Below are 23,159 nucleotides of genomic sequence, written 5' to 3' on the forward strand. Positions count from 1 at the left end.
CATGGACATTGTCGCTCCACCCGCCCCCGGAAAGATCGAGGATCTGAGGCGACGCTTCTTCGCAACGCCGCTTCAGGCCGTGATGTCGCTGATCTCACTGGCGATCATGGCCTTCATCGTCTGGAAGCTGCTGACCTGGGCGGTCTTCTCCGCCGTCTTCACCACGAGCGGCGGGCCCGAGGCCTGCCAGGCCGCGGCCGGGGCCTGCTGGTCGGTCATCGCGGCCAGATGGCGCATCATCCTCTTCGGCCTCTACCCCTATGAGGAGCAATGGCGCTCGGCGCTGGCCTGCGTGGCCGTGGTGGTAATGACGGTGCTGAGCTGCATTCCAGCCTTCTGGACCGGCCGCCGCATCGCGCTGGTGTGGGGTATCGGAACCATCGTCTTCTACGTGCTGATGAAAGGTGGCGTGCTCGGCCTGCCCTTCGTCGGCGAGGAAGCGTGGGGCGGGCTGGCGCTGACCCTGTTCATCTTTGTCACCACCTGCCTGATCGGCTTCCCGCTGGCGATCTGCCTGGCTTTGCTGCGCCGGTCGGAACTGCCCTGGATTTCCCGCACCACCGGCCTGATCATCGACGGGGTGCGCTCGCTGCCGCTGATCTCGATCCTGTTCACATTCGCCATCGTGCTGCCTTTCGCACTGCCGCAATGGCTGCAGGGCGACAAACTGTACCGGGTGATCCTGGGATCAGCCCTGTTTTTCTCCGCCTACCAGGCGGAGATCGTGCGCGGCGGCATGCAGGGTGTTGCCAAGGGACAGGAGGAGGCAGCCATGGCGCTCGGCATGCGCTATTGGCAACGCATCGGCCGCATCCTGCTGCCGCAGGCAATGCGGAACGCCTTGCCGGCGACGATCAACCAGTTCGTCATCTCGTTTAAGGAGACCTCGCTGGTTGTCATCGTCGGCTTCTTCGAGATCCTGGCTTCCGGCAATGCCGCCTACGGAACCGGCGAATGGCGTTTCGCCTATGTCGAGGTCTATGCCTTCATCGCCTTCATCTACTTCGTCTTCGTTTTCAGCCTGTCCCGCTACGGCGCCTTCCTCGAGCGCCGCATGTCGGTCAGCGAACGCTAGGGAGGCGGTCGTGATTTCAGCCAAGTCGACCCAATCGGCCGGACCCGCGGTCCGCATCGAGAAGCTCGACAAATATTATGGATCGTTCCGCGCGCTGCGAAACGTCAACCTGTCCGTGGAGCGCGGCGAGAAGATCGTCGTCTGCGGTCCGTCCGGCTCGGGCAAATCGACCATGATCCGCTGCATCAATCGCCTCGAACAACATAACGCAGGTCGTATCACCGTACTCGGAACCGAGCTCAACGACGATGTCGGCAACATCGACGAGATCAGGCGGGAGGTCGGCATGGTGTTCCAGCATTTCAACCTGTTCCCGCACATGACGGTGCTCGAGAACTGCATGCTGTCGCCGATGATCGTGCGCAGAAAGCCGCGTGCTGAAGCAGAGGCAACCGCCCGGCGCTATCTGGAGAAGGTCCGCATTCCCGAACAGGCGATGAAGTTTCCCGGCCAGCTCTCCGGCGGCCAGCAGCAGCGGGTCGCAATCGCACGCGCGCTGTGCATGCAGCCGCAGATCATGCTGTTCGACGAGCCGACCTCGGCGCTCGATCCCGAGATGATTTCGGAAGTGCTCGATGTCATGGTCACGCTTGCCTCCGAAGGCATGACGATGATCTGCGTCACGCATGAGATGGGCTTTGCCCGCCGGGTCGCCGACCGGGTGGTCTTCATGGATGGCGGCGAGATCGTCGAGGAGGCGCCGCCGGAAGAGTTTTTCACTGCGTCCCGCAACGAGCGTACCCGACAATTCCTGTCGCAGGTGCTGGGCCATTGAACGGCATTTTTTAAGATGCAACGTTCAAGCAGCACACCACCTTCAGGGATTTCCATGACTGACCCGACAGCCGCGTTGCGCGATATCCTCGGACCGAAAGGCTGGCTTTCGGGCGCCGATGCCGAGCCCTATCAGCGCGATTGGCTCAACCGCTATGGCGTTGCGCCGCTGGGCGTTGCCAGGCCAGCGAACACCGCCGAAGTGGCCGCGATTGTCGTGGCATGCCGGGAGGCCGGATTGGCGGTGGTGCCGCAGGGCGGCAACACAGGGCTTTGCGGCGGTGCCGTAGCGGAGCGGCCGAACGCGGTGATCGTCTCGCTGTCGCGCATGGCAGCGATCGGCGAACCGGATCTCGACAGCGGCTCGATCGTCGTCGAAGCTGGCGTCGTGCTCGCCGCGCTGCACGAGGCGCTGGAACCGCATGGCCTGATGTTTCCCTTGCATCTCGGCGCCGAAGGCAGCGCCAGGATTGGCGGGCTGATCGGCACCAATGCCGGCGGCAGCCAGGCTTTCCGATACGGCATGATGCAGGATCTCGTGCTCGGCCTCGAAGTCGTGATGCCGGACGGCGCGGTATGGGATGGACTGCGCGCGGTGCAGAAGGACAATGCCGGCTACCAGCTGCGCAAGTTGTTCTGCGGCGCGGAAGGCACGCTCGGCATCGTGACGCGCGCGGTGCTTCGGCTCCATCCCACGCCGAGGCAGCAGGCGAGCGCGCTTCTGGTCATGCCCGACTTTGCCGCCGCCGTGGCGTTCGGCGCTTTCCTGCGCGGCGAGGCAGGCGAATTCCTCACCGGCCTCGAATTCTTCAGCGATGTCGGCCTGACACTGGCTCTCAAGCACCTGCCTGACCTCGCCTATCAATTGGAGACGCGCGGTGACGTTTATCTACTTGTCGAACTGGCTTCCGGTTCGCCCCGCGTTCCCTTGGACGAAATCCTGAATTCGGCATTGGAATGGGGCATGGAGCAAGCTCTGGTCCTGGATGGTGCGCTGGCGACATCGGGCGCGCATCGGGCGCAGTTCTGGCGGTTGCGCGAGGAACAGCCGGAAGGGCAACGGCTGGAGGGCGAGCAGCTCAAGCATGACATCTCGGTGCCGCCGGGCGCGATCGCCCGCTTTGTCGAGGCCGGCGCCAAGCTCTGCCACGAGATTCTGCCTGGCGTGCGGATCAACCCGTTCGGCCATCTCGGCGACGGCAACATCCACTACAATCTGTCGCCACCGGAGGGCCGTGCCGACTTCAACGGCAAGGCCGGGCAGTTCGCCGAGGCGCTGTCGGCGCTTGCCACGGAAATGGGCGGCAGTTTCGCGGCCGAGCATGGGCTTGGCCGGGCAAAGATCGCCCTGGCCGAGCGCAATCGCGGTTTGGTGGAGCGGGACCTCATGGCGCGGCTGAAGGGCGCATTCGATCCTTTGGGCGCAATGAACCCCGGCGTTCTGGTGCGGACTTCCAAGTAAAGAAAAACTTTCGAATAGACCGCATTTCTTGATTTCGTCCCGATCCGCCAGCGTGCACGTATGAATCCGAAAGGCAGGCCGGATCCGCTTGCCGCCAGACCGAGGATGCCGAAAACATGATCCGCAATGGCGGCCGCCTTCTTGTCGAATGCCTGATCGCTCTTGGCGCGACCAAGAGCTTCGGTGTGCCCGGCGAAAGCTACCTGGCCGTTCTCGACGCGCTGCACGACACGCATGGGAAGCTGGACTATGTGCTCTGCCGCAATGAGGGCGGCGCGGCGTTCATGGCTTCGGCCTATGGCAAGCTGACCGGCTCGCCCGGCATTTGCTTCGTGACGCGCGGCCCGGGCGTCACGAATGCCAGCATCGGCGTGCATACGGCCATGCAGGACAGTTCGCCGATGATCCTGTTCGTCGGCCAGGTCGGCACCGACATGAAGGGCCGCGAGGCCTTTCAGGAGATCGACTACCGAGCCGTCTACGGCACCGTCGCCAAATGGGCGGTCGAGATCGACGACGTCTCCCGCGTGCCCGAAATCGTGGCACGGGCCTGGACCACCGCCTTGACCGGACGGCCTGGCCCCGTCGTGGTGGCACTGCCGGAAGACATGCTGACGACCCTGACCGAAGCCGCCCCGCTCAGCGGGCCGGCCGCAATCTTCGAAGCCGCTCCGGCGCAGGACGCGATGGCCGCGGCTCTCAAACTTCTGGAAGCAGCCTCGAGGCCGGTCCTACTGATGGGCGGAGCCAACTGGACGGCGGATGGACGCACGGCGCTGCAGACTTTCGCCGAGGCTTCCGACATCCCGGTCGTGGCGGCGTTCCGCTACCAGGATCAGTTCGACAATCATTCGCAAGTGTTCGTCGGCGAGGCCGGTGTCGGCATGGTGGCGCACGTCAAGAAGTTGATCGGCGACGCCGATGTGATCCTGGCCGTCAATGTGCGCTTCGGCGAGATGACCACGGATGGCTATACGCTGCTGTCGGTGCCGCAGCCGCGCCAGAAGCTGATCCATGTCCACGGCTCCGACCGCGAGATCGGCAAGATCTACGTGCCGGCAATCGGCATACACGCCGGCCCGAACGCCTTCGCCAAGGCGTTGACGCCGGTGAAGGGCGGCTGGACGGAGTGGCGCGCGTCGGCGCGCAGAGCCTATGAAGGGACATTCGCGGCTCCCGTCCAGCCCGGCCCGGTGGATATGGTGGCGGTCAGCGCCTGGCTGCGCGAGACCTTGCCCGCCGACGTCATCCTCACCAACGGCGCCGGCAATTTCACGGTGTGGCCGAACAAGTTCTTCAAGTTCGGGCCGCAAGCGCGACTGCTTGCGCCGCAATCCGGCGCCATGGGCTACGGCCTGCCGGCGGCCGTCGCGGCAAAGGTCGCATTCCCGCAGCGCACGGTGGTCTGCTTTGCCGGCGACGGCGATTTCCAGATGAACTGCCAGGAGCTCGGCACGGCGATGCAAGCCGGCGCGCAGCCGATCGTGCTGATCATCAACAACGGTATCTACGGCACGATCCGCGCGCACCAGGAACGCAACTACCCGGCCCGCGTCTCGGGAACCTCGCTTGAGAACCCGGACTTCGTCACGCTGGCGAAGGCCTATGGCTTTCATGCCGAGCGGGTCGAGACGACGGCGGATTTCGCCGCTGCCTTCGGTCGCGCGCTCAATTCGGCGACGGGCGCTGTTCTCGACATCGCCATCTCGCCCGAAGCGCTGACGCCCCGGCAGACCCTCTCCCAGATGCGCGAAGCCGCTCTCGCTTCGCAGAAGGCCAAGGCATGACCTCCGGAACCGACGACATCCGTCTTGGCGCTGACATAGGCGGCACGTTCACCGACATTGCCCTCGAGCTGCGGGGCACGCTGTTCTCCACCAAGGTGCTGACCAATTATGCGGCGCCCGAGCAGGCGATCCTCGACGGCATTGCCGTCGTCACCCGCGATGCCGGCATTTCGGCCTCCGAGATCGGCATTATCATCCACGGCACCACGCTCGCCACCAACGCCCTGATCGAGCGCCGCGGCGCCAAGACCGCGCTGGTCACGACCGAAGGGTTTCGCGACGTGATCGAGATGCGGACTGAAAACCGTTTCGAACAATACGATCTGAACCTGCAACTGCCGACGCCGCTCATCCCGCGCGAGCACCGCTTCACGGTCAAGGGCCGCATCGGCGCCGAGGGACAGGAGTTGCAGCCGCTCGATGAAGCCGCGCTGGAGGAGATCGCGGAGCGGATCGCGGCCGGCGGCTTCGGCTCGGTGGCGATCGGCTTCATCCATGCCTACACCAACCCGGCCCACGAGCGCCGTGCGCGCGAGATCCTTTCCCGCCACCTCAACATCCCGATTTCGATCAGTGCCGAAGTGTCGCCGCAGATGCGCGAATTCGAGCGCTTCAACACGGTCTGCGCCAACGCCTATGTGCGGCCGCAGATGGCCGATTATCTCGCCCGCTTCCAGATCCGTCTCAAGGAGATGGGCGCCGAGTGTCCGGTCTTCATGATCCATTCGGGCGGCGGCCTGATCTCGGTGGAGACGGCTTCCGAATTTCCCGTGCGCCTGGTCGAGTCCGGCCCGGCCGGCGGTGCGATCTTCGCCGCCGACATCGCCCGGCGCTTCGGCCTGGAAAAGGTTGTCTCCTACGATATGGGTGGCACGACCGCGAAGATCTGCCTGATCGAGGACTTTGCGCCACGCACAGCCAGAACCTTCGAGGTGGCGCGCACCTACCGCTTCTGCAAGGGCTCTGGCATGCCGATCTCGATCCCGGTCATCGAGATGATCGAGATCGGCGCCGGCGGCGGCTCCATCGCATGGGTCGACGCCATGGGCCGGATCCAGACCGGACCTGAAAGTGCCGGATCGGAGCCGGGGCCGGCCTGCTACGGCCGCGGCGGCAAGCGCCCGGCAATCACCGACGCCGACCTGGTGCTCGGCAAGCTCGACCCCGACAATTTCGCCGGCGGCGCGATCCGGCTCGACACTGCGGCGTCGGAACAGGCCATCCTGCGCGACGTCGGCGAGCGCCTGTCGCTCGACGCCATGTCGACGGCCTTTGGCATCTGCGAGGTGGTGGACGAGAACATGGCCAATGCCGCCCGCGTCCACGCCGTCGAGAACGGCAAGAACATCTCCGACAATTTGATGATCGCCTTTGGTGGCGCAGCCCCGCTTCACGCGGCGAGGCTCTGCGAAAAACTCGGCATCGAACGCTGCATCGTCCCCAAGGGGGCCGGCGTCGGCTCGGCAATCGGCTTCCTCAAGGCGCCATTCGGCTACGAGGCGCTGGCGTCGAAGCTGACCCGTCTGTCGCGGTTCAAGCCGGCCGAGGTCAATGCGCTGCTCGGCGACCTCAAGGCATCAGCCGAAAGCTTTGTGCGCAGCGGCGCCAGCGGCAGCATCACCTGCGAAATCACCGCCTTCATGCGCTATGCCGGCCAGGGCTGGGAAATTCCCGTGCCGGTGCCGGATGAGCCGTTCGGCGAGGATGCCGTCACAAGTCTCAAGGAGCTGTTCGAGGCGAACTACCAGCGCTTCTTCGGCCGCGCCATCGAAGGGCTCGACGGGCTGGAGATCGAGATCGTCACCTGGTCGGTCAAGGCGACGGATGTCAGGCCTGATGTCGCCAGGCACGAGCTTGCGAGCGGCAAGCGAACCAACGCGCCGACCATCACCCGCGCAGTGTTCGATCCGGCGAGCGGTGAGCCGCAGACCTATGGCATCGTCGAGCGCGATACGCTCAGCGCCGGCGACCGCGTCGCCGGTCCCGTGGTTATTGTCGAACGCGAGACGTCCACCGTCGTCACCACCAGCTTCGACGCCGTCATCCAGAGCGACGGCGCAATCCTTCTGGTCCGCAAAGGCAGCCGGTCATGAGCGACATCAGCGAAATCCGCATGCAGGTGATGTGGAACCGGTTGATCTCGGTGGTCGAGGAGCAGGCGCTCACCTTGCTGCGCACGGCCTTCTCGACTTCGGTGCGCGAGTCCGGCGACCTATCGGCGGGCGTGTTCGACCCGCGCGGCCAGATGCTGGCGCAGGCGGTGACCGGCACGCCTGGCCACGTCAACACCATGGCCGAGGCGGTGCTGCATTTCATGAATGAAATCCCGCGCGAGGCCATGTTCGAGGGCGACACCTATGTCACCAACGATCCCTGGCTGGGCACTGGTCATCTGCACGACATCACCATGGTGTCGCCGTCGTTCCTGAATGGCGAGTTGGTGGCGTTCTTCGCCTGCACGGCGCATGTCGTCGATGTCGGCGGGCGCGGCTTCGGCGCCGACGGCAAGTCGGTCTACGAGGAAGGCATCCAGATCCCGATCATGAAGTTCGCGGAGAAGGGCAAGGTCAATCTCGACCTCGTCCGCCTGCTGCGCGCCAATGTCCGCGAACCGAACCAAGTGGTCGGCGATTTCTATTCGCTCGCCGCCTGCAACGAGGTCGGCCATCGCCGCCTCGTCGACATGATGAAGGAGATTGGCCTGGCATCACTTGATGGCCTTGGCGACTTCATCTTCTCGCGCACCCGCGACGCTATGCTCGAACGCATCAAGGCGCTGCCGAAGGGCACTTGGTCGAATGAACTCGTGACCGACGGCTATGACGCGCCGGTGAAGCTGGCGGCAAAGGTGTCGGTCCGCGACGATCATGTCGAGGTCGATTTCACCGGCACTGATGCGATGAGCCGGTGGGGCATCAACTGTCCGATCATCTACAGCAAGGCCTATGCCTGCTACGCGCTGAAATGCGTGGTTGCGCCCGACATTCCCAACAACGCCGCCTCGCTCGCCTTCTTCACCGTGACGTCGCCGGTCAACATCCTGAACGCGGTGCGGCCGGCGCCGGTGGCGCTGCGGCACATCTTCGGCCACATGGTCCCCGATCTCGTGCTGGGCGCGCTCTCCCAGGCCTTGCCGGGCAAGATCCTTGCGGAGGGCGCCGGCGCGTTGTGGAACATTCACATCTCGGTGCGCCCGGTCGCAGGCGGTTCGGGCCGCCGCGCCGAGGTGCTGATGTTCAATTCCGGTGGCATGGGCGCGCGGCCCGGGATCGACGGCCTGTCGGCGACCGCCTTCCCGTCCGGCGTGCACACGATGCCGATCGAAGCGACCGAGCACACCGGTCCCATCGTCATCTGGCGCAAGGAGCTGCGGCCGGGTTCCGGCGGTGACGGAGAGTTCCGTGGCGGCCTCGGACAAGTCATCGAAATCGCCGCGTTGGAAGGCCACGAATTCGACTTCTCGGCGATGTTCGACCGCGTCAATCACCCCGCCCATGGACGCAATGGCGGCGAGCCTGGCGTCGCTGGCGTGGTCAGGCTGGACGATGGCACGCAGATGCGGCCCAAGGGCTGGCAGCACGTCCCGGCAGGCCGCCGGCTGATCCTCGAACTGCCTGGCGGCGGCGGCTATGGCGATCCGGCCAAACGCAGCACCGAGGCGCGGGCGAACGACCGCTCCAAGCAATACATTTCGGAGAACGGCAAATGAGCTACATTGCCTCGCGCCTGTCGGCGGTGAAGCTCTCGGCTTCGATGGCTGCGTCGCAAGCCGCCAAGGCGCTGCGCGCCAAGGGCGTCGACGTGATCGATCTCGGCCTGGGCGAACCGGATTTCCCGACGCCCAGCCACATCATCGACGCCGCCCATTTCGCGGCGAAGGCGGGACAGACGCTCTACACCGGTGCGGCCGGCACGATAGAAGTGCGCGAAGCCATTGCCGGCAAATTCAGACGCGAGAACGGGCTGGACTACACGACCGACGACATCGTCGTGGCCAACGGCGCCAAGCAGATCATCTTCAACGCGCTGATGGCGACGCTGGAGAGCGGTGACGAGGCGATCCTGCCGGCGCCCTATTTCGTCTCCTATCCCGAAATGGTGAAGCTTCTCGGCGGCACGCCCGTCACCGTCGAATGCCCGGAGACATCAGGCTTCCGGCTGACGCCGGATGTGCTGGAGAAAGCCATCACGCCAAGGACGAAATGGCTCTTCCTCAACATGCCGGGCAACCCGTCCGGCGCCGTCTACTCACAATCGGATCTGCAAGCGCTGGGCGCGGTTCTGGCAAGGCACCCGCAAGTGCTCGTGCTCTCCGACGAGATCTATGAGCACATCCTGTTCGACGGCCGCGAATTCGTTTCCTTCGGCAAGGCCTGCCCGGAACTCAGGGACCGCACGCTGATCGTCAACGGCGTCTCGAAATCCTATGCGATGACCGGCTGGCGTGTGGGCTATGCGGCCGGACCAGCACTGCTGGCGAAGGCGATGTCGACCATCCAGAGCCAGTCCTGCACCTCCGTCTGCTCGATCGCACAGGCGGCGACGGTGGCCGCGCTCAACGGTCCGCAGGACGAGGTGGCGCGCTTCCGGCAAGCCTTCGAAGCGCGCCGTGACCTCGTCGTCGATGGGATCAGGAAGATCAACGGGCTGACGCTGTCGCCGCCGGACGGCGCCTTCTATGCCTATATCGGCTGCGCCAGCCTGATCGGCCGCAAGACGCCGAAAGGCGTCGTGCTGGAGGACGATGCGGCGGTGGCGAACTATCTCCTCACCGAAGGCCGCGTGGCGTCCGTGCCGGGTGCGGCCTATGGACTTTCACCCTATTTTCGGATCTCGACCGCGACCAGCGAAGAGGTGCTGACCGAGGCGATCGCGCGGATCAACGCCGCCGTCGCGCAAGTGGAGTAGATGATGCCGCATTACGACCGTATCCTGATCACCGGCGCCGCCGGCCGCCTCGGCTCGGAACTGCGCAAGGGGCTGATGCCGCTGGCGAAAACCATCCGCCTGGCGGGACGCCTACCGTTCGGCGACCTCGCGCCTCACGAAGAAGAAGCGGTCTTCGATCTCGCCGACATGGAGGCGACGATCGCGGCTACCAAGGACTGTGACGCGATCGTTCACTTCGGCGGCGCGCCGCTCGAATGCGAATGGCAGACGATCCTGGATTCCAGCATACGCGGCTCCTACCACATCTACGAAGGCGCCCGGAAACACGGCGTCAAGCGCGTCATCTACGCCTCCTCGGTGCATGCGATCGGCTATCACGAGGTCGAGGCGCATATCGGCGTCGACGCGCCGGTGCGCCCCGACAGCCTCTACGGTGTCTCGAAGAATTTCGTCGAGAGCCTCAGCCGGCTCTACTGGGACAAATTCGGCATCGAGACGGTGTGCTTGCGCATCTTCTCATCCTTCCCCGAACCGGCGGACCGGCGCATGCTGTGGTCGTATCTTTCCTTTGCCGACTGCGTGCGCCTGGTCGAGGCGGCGCTTACCGCGCCGCGCGTCGGCCACACGATCTCCTTCGGCATTTCGGACAACAAGGTGAAGACGGTCGACAACAGCGGCGCCAACCATCTGGGGTTCATCCCGCAGGACAGCGCCGAGCCGTTCCGCGCCGCCGTGGAAGCAAAGACCCCCATTCCCGATCCGAAAAGACCGTCGGTAAAATATCTCGGCGGCTGGTTCTGCGAGCTCGGCCACCCCGACGACAAACCCGCATGACTATAGAGCGGACCGCCGTTTCGGTGAAACGGCGGCCCCGCTTTCAGGCAGCAGCACCGCCCAGATAAGCGCCGATGACCGCGTCGTTGCTCGCGAGATCGCTGCCGGTTCCCTCGAGGACGATGCGCCCGCCTTTCAGGACATAGCCGTAGTCGGCGAATTTCAAGGCAACCTTGCTGTTCTGCTCCACCAGCAGGATGGTCACGCCTTCGCGGTTGAGGCGCTGCACGATGTTCATGACCTCCTTGATCAATTGCGGTGCCAACCCCATTGACGGCTCATCAAGCAACAGCACCTTCGGCGCGGCCATCAAAGCCCTGCCGATCGCAAGCATCTGCTGCTCTCCGCCGGACAGGTTCCTTGCATCGCCATTGCGCCGGCGCGCCAGGATCGGAAAAAGTTCGAAAACGTGATCCATCCGCCGGCGCCGCTCGGCATCGTCGGTCAGCGTGAACGAGCCCAGGTCAAGGTTCTCCTTGATCGTCATGTCGCCGAATATGCGCCTGCCCTCCGGCACATGGACGAGCCCGCGATGCGGCAGGCGATGGGCGGCAACCCTGGTTATGTCCTCGCCCAGAAATCGGACACTTCCGGAGGATGCCGCGATGAGGCCGGACAGTGTGCGCAACGTCGTGCTCTTGCCCGCGCCATTGGCGCCAAGCAGCGTGACGATCTGGCCGCGCTTGACCGAAAGGCTGACGCCGTGAAGGGCTTCGATGCCGCCATAACGCGTGACGATCCGGTCGGCGGAAAGAACAATATCGGCGTCCATCAATCCTCCGTCCCGAGATAGGCTTCGATGACCTTGGGATCCGCACGCACGGCCTCCGGCGTCCCATCGGCGATCTTCTGGCCGTGATCGAACACGACGATCCTTTCCGATACCTGCATGACCAAGCCCATATCGTGCTCGATCAGCAGGACAGTCACACCGGTTTCGTCGCGGACGCGGCGGATCAGGTTCACTAGGTCCAGCTTCTCGTGCTCGTTGAGGCCGGCGGCCGGCTCGTCCAGCAGGATAAGCTCGGGCGTCGATGCCAGGGCTCTTGCGAGTTCGAGCCGCCGTTGATCGCCATAGGAAAGACCGCCGGCCTGGCGATGAGCATGTTCTTTTATGCCGACGAAATCGAGCCAGCGCATGCCGGCCGCGTGAATAGCTTCCTCTTCGCGCCGCTGCGATGGCAAGTGCAGGATCGCCGAGACAATGCCGTGGCGGCTGCGGCAATGCTGGCCCGACATGGCGTTTTCCAGAACGGTCATTTCCTTGAACAGCCTGATGTTCTGGAACGTGCGGGCAAGCCCAAGCGCGGTGATACGATGCGGCGGCAGACCGGTGATCGACCGGCCGGCCAGGCTGATCGACCCACCCTTCGGCTTGTAGAAGCCGGTCAGGCAGTTGAAGAGCGACGTCTTGCCGGCGCCATTGGGGCCGATCAGGCTGTTGATGGCGCCCTTCTCCACAGAGAAGGAGATGTCATGAAGGACCTTCAGCCCTCCGAAGCTGAGACGCAGATCGCGGACTTCCAGCAAGGCCATGGTCAACCCCGCTTGTCCGGCCACAGGCCGTTCGGCCTGAAAAGCATGATTGCCAGCAGTGCCAGAGCAGTCACGAGCGGACGATAGGTGCCCGCCCCACGCAGCACCTCCGGAAGCAGGGCAACCAGGACGGCGCCGAGCACGACACCGGGAATGCGGCCCATACCGCCAAGGACGACGCCGAGAAGGATGAGAAGCGACTGGTTGAAGGTAAAACTCTCAGGCGAGATGGCGGTCATCTTGGCGGCGTAGAGGCAGCCGGCCACGGAGGCGATCACCGCCCCCATCATGTATGCCTGCAGCTTGGCCGCGACCCGGTTGATGCCGATGCCGGCGGCGGCATCCTCATCATAACGAACATAGAACCAGGCCCGCCCCATTCGCGACCGCTCCACGCTCAGGCAGACGAAGACGGTGACGAGGGCCAGCACCAGGAACGCATAGTAGAAGTGTTGCACATGCATCAGTTTGAAACCGAAGATCTCGGGCCGCTCGATGCCGACGAGGCCACTGGCGCCACCCGTGATATCGAGATTGCGGGCGATGATGCGCACGATCTCGCCGAAGCCCAGCGTCACGATAGCCAGATAGTCGCTGCGCAGCCTCAGCGTCGGCGCGCCGATGATGATGCCGGCCACGCAGGCTGCCGCCATGGCGATCGGGATGGTGAGCCAGAAATTGAAGCCGAACTCCGCGGTCAGGATGCCTGATGTGTAGGCGCCCACCGCAAAGAAGGCGGCATAGCCGAGATCGAGCAAGCCGGCATAGCCGACGACGATGTTGAGGCCGAGGCACAGGACGACATAGAGCAGCGTCGTCGTCGCCACCTCCGTCACATAGGCGTTGGCGAATTGCGGCAGCGCCAGCGCGCAGGCAAGAGCCGCCAGTGAGGGCAGTACAATCGACCAGCGCACCGATCGCGCTTGCGCGGCGGCCGGCAAGATCCTTGCTTCGTCGCTCATCACACCCGCTCCACGACGGCGCGGCCAAGAATGCCGGTCGGCTTGAAGACCAGGAACAGGATCAGGGCGCCGAAGACGAAGACGTCGCGCCATTCCGATCCGACGAAGGGCAAGGACGACCCGAAGGCCTCGAGCAGGCCGAGCAGCAGGCCGCCGAGCATGGCTCCCGGCACGCTGCCGATCCCGCCGATGACCGCGGCGGTGAACGCCTTCAGCCCCATGATGAAACCCATGAAGAAATGGACGCTGCCATAGTAGGCGCCGGCCATGACGCCGCCGCCGGCGGCGAGCGCCGAGCCCATGAAGAAGGTCAGCGCGATGACCCGGTCGACATCGATGCCCATCAGGCGGCTGGCGCCCATGTCGATGGAAACGGCGCGCATCGCCTTGCCGTACATGGTGCGCGAGATGAATATCTGCATGCCGGTCATCAGGGTGATGGAAGCGCCGACAAGCACCATCTGCGTGTAGGTGATGTGGACCGAGGAAACATCGATGCCGGCAAAACCGAGATCCGTGCTGAAGGCATAATGCCGCCCGCCGGTCAGGGCGAGTGCACTGCCGTTCAGCACCATCGAGGCACCGAGCGCAGTGATGAGTATGGAGAGGCGCGGCGCATTGCGCATCGGCCGATAGGCGAAGCGCTCGATGACGACACCCAGCAGGCCGACGACCAGCATCGACGCGAGCAGCGCGCAGACGACACCCAGCCAACCATTGCCGACCCAGATGCCGACGAAGGAAAACACGATAAGGCCGATGAAGGCGCCGCTCATGTAGATATCGCCATGAGCAAAATTCAGGAGCTTGATGACGCCGAAGACCATGCTGTAGCCAAGCGCGATCAGGGCATAGAACGAACCGACGATGAGGCCGTTCACCAGTTGCTGAATAACCAGGTCGAACGTCATTGATGCTCCAGATCTGGAAATTGAGACGATCTTGTCCAGGTGGCACGGCTGCGTCCCAGACAAGCGACAACGATACCGGGGCGGGTTCGGGCCCCGCCCCGGCATCGATCTGTTTCGCCTTTTATTCGGCGGCCACCCACTTGCCGCCCTTGGCGATCACAGGGCGGAAGTTCGACGTCTGCAGCGTGTTCTTGTCGGTGAACTTGATCTCGCCGGCGAGGCCCTTGAAGTCGCTTGCCTTGAGCGCCTCGATGATTGCCTTCTGATCCGCCGACTTCGCCCGCGTGATCGCGTCGACGATCAAGTCGCCGACATCATGGGAGAGAGCGGCATAGGCACCGGCATCACGGCCATAGGCCTCCTTGTACTTGGCCTTGAAATCGCCCGCGCCGGACAGGAGATCGACGGTCGGCGGAGACAGGAGGTACACACCCTCGCCGGCCGAGCCGGCGATCTCTAGATATTCCGGCGAATTGTTGCCGTCGCCGAGCACGATGCCACCCTGGAAACCAGCCTGGCGAAGCTGCTTGGTGAGCAGGGCGCCACCGGCATGATAGGCGGTCCAGAAGACGGCGTCGGCGCCGCTTGACTTGACCTTGGTGACGACAGCCGAATAGTCCTGCTCGCCGGCAGTGGTGGTTTCCCTCGCGGCAATCTCGCCGCCGGCGTTCTTGAAGGCTTCGGCGGTCAGCTTGGCCAGGTCGGACGAATAGGCGTCGCCCTCGTCGATGACCGCGATCTTCTTGTAACCGTTCTTCTTGAACAGCTCGACGGCCGTTACGGCCTGCATGTCGCCGGTTGAATTGGCGAGGAAGGCATTGCCCTGATTGGCGGCGACCAGCTTGGTCGAGTTCGCGCCGATGATGACGAACGGAATGCCGGCATCACCATAGATCTTCAATGTCGGCAAGACCGCGCCCGAGCAGTAGCCGCCGACGATGGCGGTCACGCCTTCCGAGACAAGCTTGCTGCCCGCGGTCACAGCTTGCTGCGGATCGCAGGCGTCGTCGGCGGTCGTGGTGACGATCTTGTCGCCGTTGGCGCCGCCCTTGGCATTGGCGGCGTCGATCGCCATCTTGACGGCGTTCTCCATGTCCTGGCCTTCGCTGGCGAGTTGACCCGTCATCGGGGCGATGATGCCGACCTTGATGTCGGCGGCCGCGGCCGCCGCTGTCATGACCAACCCGGCAAGGGCGGTGGCGCAAGCGAGCTTCTTGAAACAAACAACCATTATTCTCTCCATTTCCCCTGTTGGCGCATCCAGGCGGCGTGCCCGGAATGCATTCTTGTGTTTTTGTCGAACCGCCCTCGGGCGATTGGATGTGGTTGGCTCCCCTGGCCGGGCGCGGAGCATGTCATGCTCGACGGCAAGGACCTCGCCCGGCAGGTCAATGCCCGCCGGCGGCCTGGGCATAGGCACCCTGGTAGCGGTTCTCCCTGATGCTCTGCATGATCTCGGCTTCGCGCGCTTCCTGTGCCCGGACGGCGGCCAGCAAGGCCGTGGCACCGTCAACCGGAAAGGCCACGACGCCATCCTCATCGCCCACGACGATGTCACCTGGGCTGACAACCATGCCGCCCACACAGACCGGAACATTGATCGCGCCTGGACCGTCCTTGTAAGGCCCGAGATGGATGGCCGAACGCGCGAAGCATGGAAATGCGCTGCGGCCGATGGCGCCGGCATCGCGAATAGCGCCGTCGAGGACAATGCCAGCCGCGCCGCGCGAAGCCGCCACGCTCGTCATGATCTCACCGACCAGCGCGCGCCCTTCATAGCCGCCACCATCGACGACAATGACGTCGCCGGGCTGCAGCAGGTCGAGCGCGCGATGGATGAACTGGTTGTCGCCCGGGCGGGTCCTGACCGTCAGCGCCCTCCCCGCCATGACACCACCCAGGCGGTGAAAGGGCCGCAATCCGACAGCCCCGGGGACACGCAAAAGGTTGTCGCTGATCAACGGGGTGGCGAATGCGCGGAACGCGTCGATGAGTTCGCTGTCCTGACGCCTATCTGCCATCTTCCGCTCTCCCATAGTCGATACCTTTTATGAATATATTATCCAATCACGATTGAAGCGAGAAAGTCAACCGGGTTCCGACAGCTCACCAAAGAAAGCCGTAACGCGAGGAAAACCCCGCATTTCCTACTCACCTTGGCGGTTCAATCCCTCCAGCCATGGGCTTGCAATTACGCAAAAGCCTGAGATAGATTGGATAACATATCCATATTCGTCAAAAAAGGAATCGCCGTGAAGCACGCAGGAAAAGTCGCGATCATTACCGGGGCAGCTCAAGGATTGGGCCTTGCCTGCGCCGAGCGCTTTCATGCCGATGGCGCCAATGTCGTGCTTGTCGACGTCCAGGCCGATCGCGGACGCGAGCATGCCGAACGCCTTGGCGAGCGCGCCGCCTGGCTATCGGCGGATCTGTCCGAATGCACCCAGAAAATGGCAGCCGATATCGTTGCCAAGGCCACGGAGAGATTCGGCGGCATCGATATCCTCATCAACAATGCAGGCGTCATCCATCTGGATAATTTCGTCGATTTTCCCGAAGAGGCTTTCGACTGGGTCCAGCGCATCAATCTCAAAGCGCCCTTCCTGCTCGGCCAGGCGGCGGCACGCGCCATGATCGCGCAGGGACGTGGCGGCTCGATCATCAACATGTCGTCGATCAACGCCATTCTGGCCATTCCCAATTCGGTCGCCTATGCCGTGTCCAAGGGTGGCATCAAGCAGCTGACGGCGGTGATGGCGGTCGGACTGATCCCGCACAACATCCGGGTCAATGCCATCGGCCCGGGCACCATCCTGACCGACATGGTCAAGAGCTCGGTCATGGCGAGCGAGGAGCAGCGCCAGACCATCCTGTCGCGCACGCCGAGCGGCCGCTGCGGCGAGCCGTCGGAAATCGCCAGCGTCGCCTCCTTTCTGGCCAGCGACGACGCCTCCTACATTGTCGGCCAAACCATCTATCCCGACGGTGGCCGGCTGATCCTGAACTATACGGTGCCGGTCAAGGACTGAGCGCCCATGACCATGCCCCGCATCAGCCTCGCCGGGTCCGGTGCCCTGCTTCTCGATGGCGCGCAGGGCGCCTTTGACGATGCTGTCCAGGAACTGGTCTGGGCGGTGACGGAGGCCGCGCTGATGCTGGAGGGGGTGCGCGAGGCCGTGCCCGGCATGAACAACCTGCTCGTGCTGTTCGACCCGCTGACCACTGACGTAATGAGCATCGGCGCGCAGCTAAGGTCGCTCTGGACCGGCACCGATGCCCGCGCGGTGGCCGGCACCGATCACACCGTTCCCGTCGACTATGGCGGCGCGCGTGGCGAGGACCTGGCCGGATGGGCCGCGCATTGCGGCATGACCATAGACGAGACCGTCAAGCGCCATGCCGCGGCCACCTATACCGTTGCCGCCATCGGCGCCATGCCGGGCTTTCCCTATCTCTCGGGCCTTGACCCTCGACTTGCCTGGGCAAGGCGGGGTACGCCGCGCCTGAAAGTGGCCGAGGGTGCCGTCATCATCGGTGGCGCGCAGGCGGGCATCATGCCGATGACCGCGCCGTCCGGATGGCACATTGTCGGCCATACCGACATGAAGCTCTTCACGCCCGAAGCGCAATCGCCGGTGCTGCTGAAGCCCGGAGACAAGATCCGGTTCACAATCGCCGGTATCGAAGCATGATCGAGATCCTCACCACCGGCCTGCTGAACACGGTCCAGGATCTTGGCCGGCCCGGCCATCTCGCGCTCGGGGTCAGCCATGGCGGCGCCATGGACAAGCAGGCCCTGGCAGTCGCCAACCTCATGCTGGGCAATGACGTTGCCGCGGCCGGGATAGAAGTCGCGCTGCATCCGTTCCGGTTCCGCGCCCATATGGACACAGCCGTCGCCGTCACAGGCGCGGATTGCACCGTCAGCATCGCCGACCGGCCCTGCCCGGCCTGGTGGGCGATGACGATCCGCGCTGGCGAGACGCTCGTCATCGACGCGCCGCGCACCGGTGCTCGCTCCTACATCGCCTTCGCCGGCGGGCTCGATCTGCCGCCGGTGATGGGATCGCGCGCGACAGATCTGAAAGGCAATTTCGGCGGGTTGGCAGGGCGCGGCCTGGCACGCGGCGACAGGCTCGCGCTCAACCCCGCGCAATGCCCGCTGCCGGCGGGCGGCCTTGGCGCAGCGCTGGAAGAGCGACGCGGCGCGGCCGATGGCCTTGCCGCCGCCATCAAACTGCGGGTTCTGCCGGCGGCCGAGTTCGACGCCTTCACGCCGGAGGCCCAGGCAACCTTCACCACCGGCGAATGGAGCATCACCAACGATGCCAATCGCATGGGGTATCGGCTGTCCGGAGAACCGCTTTCGCTCATCTCGCCGCTGGAACTCTTGTCACACGGCATCGTACCGGGCACCATTCAGGTGCCGCCATCCGGCCAGCCGATCATCCAGCTTGCCGATGCCAACACCTGCGGCGGCTATCCGAAGATCGCCACTGTGATCGAGGCCGACCTGTGGCGGCTGGCGCAAGCGCCGGTCGGCGCAAATCTGCGCTTCTTGCCGGTCTCCGTCGAAGCGTCGACAGACGCGCTCCGCGCTGGCCAGACGTGGCTTCACGACTTCGCCGCCGCACGCAACCTTGTGGCCGCACGGCCACGGCCGGGTTGAACGAAAGACGTGCGCGCTCTCCCACCGTGCCGATCGGGCCGAGATTCGACGGCGATGACAGGGGGGCGGTACGATATCCGCATTCGCTTCGTTCGGCAGGTATCAGCGAGCAGGACAGGTCAATGGAAATGCGCCCTTTCACGATCCAGATTGCCCAGGCTGAAATCGATGAATTGAAGAAGCGCATTTCAGCCTGGCGCACGCCGGACCAGTTGCAGGCAATAGGATGGGCGCAGGGAACCGAGTATGAGGCGCTGCGGCGGCTTATGCAGTATTGGGGCACCGGCTTCGACTGGCGCAAGCAGGAAGCCGCCTGGAATATCCATCCGCACTACCAGACGGATATTGGCGATCAAACCATCCATTTCATCCATGCGCCCGCCGCCGTCGCGACCCGCAGGACGGTGATCCTCACCCATGGCTGGCCGGGCAGCGTCTTCGAATTCCACAGGCTGATCCCACTTCTGACCGACCCGCTTTCCCATGGCGGAAGACAGGAGGATGCCTTCAATGTCGTGGTCCCGTCGATCCCTGGATATGGCTTTTCAAGCCGGCCAGGCAGGCCCGGTCTCAACCTGTTCACCGTTGCCGGGCTCTGGGCGGAATTGATGCGCCGTCTCGGCTATGAGCGATATCTCGCGCAAGGCGGAGATCTGGGCGCCAGCGTCTCGACATGTCTGGCATATGCGCATCCCGACAGTCTGGCCGGGGCCCATTTGAATTTCATTCCCGGCTCATACCTGCCTCCCCACGACGCGGGCCTGGACGGCGACCTGACTTCGGAAGAACGCGCGTTCCTGCAACGGAAAGCCGAATGGGCGGATCTCCACGGCGCCTACGGCCATATCCAAGGCACGCGCCCGCAAACGCTTGCCTACGGGCTGACGGATTCGCCAGTCGGACTGGCGGCGTGGATGATCGAGAAGTTCCGAGACTGGAGCGATTGCGACGGCGATCTGGGCAAGGCCACCTTTTCGCAGGACGACATGCTTGCCGACATTTCGCTCTACTGGTTCACCCGGACAGTCGCCTCGTCGATGCGCCTCTATTGGGAAACGCGCGCGCGCCCGCTTGCATTCCCGCGCGGCACGGCAATCGACGTGCCGCTCGCGGTGGCATTGTTTCCGAAAGAACTGCCAATGCCGCCAAGGAGTTGGGTCGAGCGTGTCTTCCGCGACGTGCGGCGGTGGACCGCGATGCCGCGCGGCGGCCATTTTGCGGCTCTCGAGCAGCCTGTGCTGCTTGCGCAGGATCTCATAGACTTTGCCCGCGACCTGAAATTTTCCTGACGGCAGATACGTCGCGTGCCGCCAACCCAGAGGCCAGAAAATGAGCACCAGCGTTCTCAGCACCGATGCCTTGTCCGCGCGCGTGGACACAATTTTTCACAAGGCCGGTCTCAACGCCCTCCAGGCCAGCGCCATCACGCGGGTCATCGTCGCCGCGGAGCGCGACGCCTGCAAGTCGCATGGCATCTATCGCATCAAAGGGGCGCTACGCACGATCAAGGCCGGGAAGGTCACGCCAGACGCGGTGCCCGAGTTGCTGCCGCAACAGGCACCGGCCATCGTGAAAGTGGACGCCAAGGGCGGCTTCGCCAACCCGGCCTTCGAAGTCGGCCTGCCGGCGCTGATCGAGCGGGCACATGCCTGTGGCGTCGCGGCGCTGGCGATCAATGACGCCGTGCATTTTTCCGCTCTCTGGGTCGAGGTCGAGGCCTTGGCGCAAGCCGGCCTTGCCGGCCTCGCCATGTGTCCGAGCTATGCCACCGTCGCCCCGACCGGCGGCAACAGGCCGTTGCTGGGCACCAATCCCTTTGCTTTCGGCTGGCCGCGCGAGGGACAGCCACCCTATGTCTTCGATTTCGCGACCTCGGTTGCCGCGCGCGGCGAGATCGAACTCCATCGCCGGGCTGGCAAGCCGCTGCCTGAAGGTTGGGCCATCGATTCGGACGGCAAGCCGACGACGGATCCCGAGGTCGCGCTCGCCGGCGCCATGCTGTCCTTCGGCGGGCACAAGGGTTCCGCCATCGGCACGATGATCGAACTGCTCGCCGGCATCATGATTGGCGACCTGACCAGCCCCGAGGCGCTGGACCTGATCGGCACCACGACGCTTTATCCGTCGCATGGCGAGTTGATCATCGCCTTTTCGCCGCAAGCCTTCGCCGCCGGTCGGGCCGGCAATCCCCTGGCTCGCGCGGAAGCCCTGTTCGAAGCGATCCTCGGCCAAGGCGCGCGCCTGCCCTCGCAGCGGCGGTTCCTGGCCCGCGAAAAGTCGGAGCGCGACGGCATTGTCCTCACGCACCAGGAAATGGAGCAACTTGACCGTCTTCTCGAGCAAGGGCTCGACGCGGTCTGAACCGATAATGGCCAAGGCCAAGACCAACCACAGGAGGGACAGAAATGCGCTGGGCGAAAACATTCACGGTCGTCGGCTGCCACGCCGAAGGTGAAGTGGGCAACGTGATCACCGGGGGCGTCAGGGACGTTCCCGGCAAAACGATGTTCGAAAAGAAGGAATATCTCGAAGAGCATATGGACGACATTCGTGGATTGCTCTTGTTCGAGCCGCGTGGCGCGCCATACGTCAACGGCAACATCATCCTGCCGCCTTGCGACCCCTCGGCCGATCTTGGCTATGTCATCATCGAAAGCACCGAGTATCCGCCCATGTCGGGCTCGAACACGATCTGCGTCGCCACGGTGGCACTGGAAACCGGGATCATCCCGATGCAGGAGCCCGAGACACTGCTGCGCATGGAAGCCCCGGCAGGAATGATCGAAGTGCGCTGCCTGTGCGAGAACGGCAAGGTGAAGCAAGTGGAATTCACCAACGTGCCGGCTTTCGCGCTCCATCTCGACACGCCGGTCGAGGTCGAAGGGCTGGGCACCATCACCGTCGACACCTCCTATGGCGGCATGACTTTCGCCCATGTCAACGCAAGCGCGCTCGGCTTTGCCGTCACCCCCGACGAGGCTCATCAAATGTCCCTGACAGGCCAAAGGATCAAGAAGGCGGTCAACGAGCAGCTCAAGGTGGTGCATCCGGAGAACCCGAAGATCCGCGATGTCTCCAATGTCATCTTCGAAGGCCCGATCGCGCGCGTCGACGGGCGCGTGGAAAGCATCAACGGCACGGTCTGCCTGCATGGCAGGCTCGACCGCTCTCCAACCGGAACCGGCACCACCGGGCGTCTGGCGGTAATGTCGGCAAAGGGTCAAATCGCCAAGGGCGAGCTGTTTCGCAACAAGTCGATCATCGGGACCCATTTCGATTCGCGCGTGATCGCCAACGCACGCGTGGGCGACCTTGATGCCGTCGTGGTCACCATCGCCGGACAGGCCTGGATCACCAGCATCGGCCAGTACGGCCTCGACCCGACAGATCCCTATCCGCGCGGCCACAGGCTGGCAGACGTCTGGTTCTGAACAAACGAGGCCGTGCCGGCAGGCACGGCCTCGTTCCTGTTCCGCCATGCTCAGGCTGTTGTCACGAAGGCTCTTACCTCGACACCGCTCTCTTCCAGCCGGGCCCGCACACGCGCGGCGATGGTGACGGCCGCCGGCGTGTCGCTGTGGACGCAGATCGAATCGATCGGCGTTTTCAGCAACTGCCCCGAAATCGTCTCGATGGCACCTTGCCTGACCATGCGGACGACCCGTTCCGCGGCCTTCTCGGCATCGTGGATGACCGCGCCCTCCAGCTTGCGCGAGACAAGAAAGCCTTCCTCCGTATAGGCGCGATCAGCGAAGATTTCGGACCGGACCGTCAGGCCTGCGTCGCGCGCGATCCTGTCCTGGAAGCCCAGCGCGATGGCGAGACATATCAGGTCGGGATCGACGGCCTTGACCGCGCGCGTCACGGCTTCGGCGACGCCACGGTCGGTCTGGGTAAGATTGCCCAGCGCGCCATGCGCCTTGACGTAGCGGATCGGGTGGCCGGCATAGGCGGACAGCGCCTGCGCCGCACCAACCTGGTAGGCCACCAGCCTTTCGATCTCATCCATGGAATGCGGAATGACACGGCGTCCGAACCCCCACAGATCGGCGAAGCTCGGATGCGCGCCAACCGCGACGCCCTTCTCGCGCGCCATCGAGAAGGTGGCGGCCATGATCTCCGGGTCGCCGGCATGAAAGCCACAGGCGACATTGGCGGAGCTGACGATGCCGAGGATCGCGGCGTCGTCGCCGAGCCTATAGGCGCCGAAACCCTCGCCCATGTCCGAATTGATATCGACCTGCAGTCCGCTCATGGCG

The 23,159-nt window shown here is 64.2% G+C and carries 21 protein-coding genes; 14 read left to right on the forward strand and 7 right to left on the reverse strand.

The genetic code is table 11. The features are described 5' to 3' along the window. Position 1: 1 nt before the first annotated feature. From MesoLj_RS30250 to MesoLj_RS30285, 8 genes are all read left to right on the forward strand, one after another. Positions 2-1,075 (forward strand): amino acid ABC transporter permease, encoded by a 1,074-nt coding sequence (locus MesoLj_RS30250; RefSeq protein WP_202323606.1) that lies wholly within the window; start codon positions 2-4, stop codon positions 1,073-1,075. A 10-nt stretch (positions 1,076-1,085) separates the two neighbouring features. Further along, positions 1,086-1,850, forward strand: a complete 765-nt coding sequence (locus tag MesoLj_RS30255; protein WP_274609141.1) for an amino acid ABC transporter ATP-binding protein — start codon at positions 1,086-1,088, stop codon at positions 1,848-1,850. A 54-nt stretch (positions 1,851-1,904) separates the two neighbouring features. Continuing rightward, on the forward strand, positions 1,905-3,311 hold the full coding sequence (locus MesoLj_RS30260; RefSeq protein ID WP_202323607.1) for an FAD-binding oxidoreductase: 1,407 nt from the start codon (positions 1,905-1,907) through the stop codon (positions 3,309-3,311). 116 nt (positions 3,312-3,427) lie between these two features. Continuing rightward, positions 3,428-5,098, forward strand: a complete 1,671-nt coding sequence (locus MesoLj_RS30265; protein ID WP_202323608.1) for a thiamine pyrophosphate-dependent enzyme — start codon at positions 3,428-3,430, stop codon at positions 5,096-5,098. After that, positions 5,095-7,191, forward strand: coding sequence for a hydantoinase/oxoprolinase family protein (locus MesoLj_RS30270; RefSeq protein WP_202323609.1), 2,097 nt, complete (start codon positions 5,095-5,097; stop codon positions 7,189-7,191). Before MesoLj_RS30265 ends, MesoLj_RS30270 begins: the two co-directional genes overlap by 4 nt. Beyond that, the gene (locus tag MesoLj_RS30275) at positions 7,188-8,807 is read left to right on the forward strand and encodes a hydantoinase B/oxoprolinase family protein (protein WP_202323610.1); all 1,620 of its coding nucleotides are present in this window, start codon (positions 7,188-7,190) and stop codon (positions 8,805-8,807) included. The genes MesoLj_RS30270 and MesoLj_RS30275 overlap by 4 nt, the downstream gene beginning before the upstream one ends. Then, positions 8,804-10,006: a pyridoxal phosphate-dependent aminotransferase gene (locus MesoLj_RS30280; protein WP_202323611.1), complete on the forward strand. Its 1,203-nt coding sequence runs from the start codon at positions 8,804-8,806 to the stop codon at positions 10,004-10,006. Before MesoLj_RS30275 ends, MesoLj_RS30280 begins: the two co-directional genes overlap by 4 nt. Positions 10,007-10,009: 3 nt before the next feature. After that, positions 10,010-10,822: an NAD-dependent epimerase/dehydratase family protein gene (locus MesoLj_RS30285; RefSeq protein WP_202323612.1), complete on the forward strand. Its 813-nt coding sequence runs from the start codon at positions 10,010-10,012 to the stop codon at positions 10,820-10,822. A gap of 43 nt (positions 10,823-10,865) precedes the next feature. Here the strand turns inward: MesoLj_RS30285 and MesoLj_RS30290 are convergent, their stop codons facing one another. The 6 genes from MesoLj_RS30290 to MesoLj_RS30315 all read right to left on the reverse strand — a co-directional run bounded on the left by MesoLj_RS30290 (position 10,866) and on the right by MesoLj_RS30315 (position 16,252). Further along, entirely contained in the window at positions 10,866-11,594 is a 729-nt protein-coding gene (locus MesoLj_RS30290; RefSeq protein WP_140769545.1) for an ABC transporter ATP-binding protein, read from the reverse strand. After that, positions 11,594-12,358, reverse strand: a complete 765-nt coding sequence (locus MesoLj_RS30295) for an ABC transporter ATP-binding protein (protein WP_202323613.1) — start codon at positions 12,356-12,358, stop codon at positions 11,594-11,596. Before MesoLj_RS30295 ends, MesoLj_RS30290 begins: the two co-directional genes overlap by 1 nt. A 2-nt stretch (positions 12,359-12,360) precedes the next feature. Next, positions 12,361-13,320, reverse strand: a complete 960-nt coding sequence (locus MesoLj_RS30300) for a branched-chain amino acid ABC transporter permease (protein ID WP_244735203.1) — start codon at positions 13,318-13,320, stop codon at positions 12,361-12,363. Continuing rightward, positions 13,320-14,231, reverse strand: a complete 912-nt coding sequence (locus tag MesoLj_RS30305; RefSeq protein ID WP_202323614.1) for a branched-chain amino acid ABC transporter permease — start codon at positions 14,229-14,231, stop codon at positions 13,320-13,322. Before MesoLj_RS30305 ends, MesoLj_RS30300 begins: the two co-directional genes overlap by 1 nt. Positions 14,232-14,352: 121 nt before the next feature. Next, positions 14,353-15,462 (reverse strand): branched-chain amino acid ABC transporter substrate-binding protein, encoded by a 1,110-nt coding sequence (locus MesoLj_RS30310; protein ID WP_244735204.1) that lies wholly within the window; start codon positions 15,460-15,462, stop codon positions 14,353-14,355. A 157-nt stretch (positions 15,463-15,619) separates the two neighbouring features. Further along, positions 15,620-16,252, reverse strand: a complete 633-nt coding sequence (locus tag MesoLj_RS30315; RefSeq protein ID WP_140769555.1) for an RraA family protein — start codon at positions 16,250-16,252, stop codon at positions 15,620-15,622. Positions 16,253-16,483: 231 nt separating this feature from the next. Between MesoLj_RS30315 and MesoLj_RS30320 the strand changes: the two genes are divergently transcribed. The 6 genes from MesoLj_RS30320 (at position 16,484) to MesoLj_RS30345 (ending at position 22,331) form a co-directional block, all read left to right on the forward strand. After that, positions 16,484-17,260 carry an SDR family NAD(P)-dependent oxidoreductase gene (locus MesoLj_RS30320; protein WP_202323615.1) on the forward strand — a complete coding sequence of 259 codons (777 nt, stop codon included), beginning with the start codon at positions 16,484-16,486 and terminating at the stop codon, positions 17,258-17,260. Between the two features lie 6 nt (positions 17,261-17,266). After that, positions 17,267-17,923, forward strand: coding sequence for a 5-oxoprolinase subunit PxpB (gene pxpB / locus MesoLj_RS30325; RefSeq protein ID WP_202323616.1), 657 nt, complete (start codon positions 17,267-17,269; stop codon positions 17,921-17,923). After that, a complete protein-coding gene (locus tag MesoLj_RS30330; RefSeq protein ID WP_202323617.1) occupies positions 17,920-18,900 on the forward strand; it encodes a 5-oxoprolinase subunit C family protein in 981 nt (326 codons plus the stop codon). Before pxpB ends, MesoLj_RS30330 begins: the two co-directional genes overlap by 4 nt. Positions 18,901-19,022: 122 nt before the next feature. After that, positions 19,023-20,189: an epoxide hydrolase family protein gene (locus MesoLj_RS30335; RefSeq protein WP_202323618.1), complete on the forward strand. Its 1,167-nt coding sequence runs from the start codon at positions 19,023-19,025 to the stop codon at positions 20,187-20,189. A 40-nt stretch (positions 20,190-20,229) separates the two neighbouring features. Next, positions 20,230-21,261 (forward strand): Ldh family oxidoreductase, encoded by a 1,032-nt coding sequence (locus MesoLj_RS30340; RefSeq protein WP_202323619.1) that lies wholly within the window; start codon positions 20,230-20,232, stop codon positions 21,259-21,261. Between the two features lie 44 nt (positions 21,262-21,305). After that, positions 21,306-22,331, forward strand: coding sequence for a proline racemase family protein (locus MesoLj_RS30345; protein WP_202323620.1), 1,026 nt, complete (start codon positions 21,306-21,308; stop codon positions 22,329-22,331). Between the two features lie 50 nt (positions 22,332-22,381). Here the strand turns inward: MesoLj_RS30345 and MesoLj_RS30350 are convergent, their stop codons facing one another. Further along, the gene (locus MesoLj_RS30350) at positions 22,382-23,155 is read right to left on the reverse strand and encodes a LamB/YcsF family protein (protein WP_202323621.1); all 774 of its coding nucleotides are present in this window, start codon (positions 23,153-23,155) and stop codon (positions 22,382-22,384) included. Positions 23,156-23,159 lie beyond the last annotated feature (4 nt).

Source organism: Mesorhizobium sp. 113-3-9, assembly GCF_016756515.1.
Classification (GTDB): Bacteria; Pseudomonadota; Alphaproteobacteria; order Rhizobiales; family Rhizobiaceae; genus Mesorhizobium.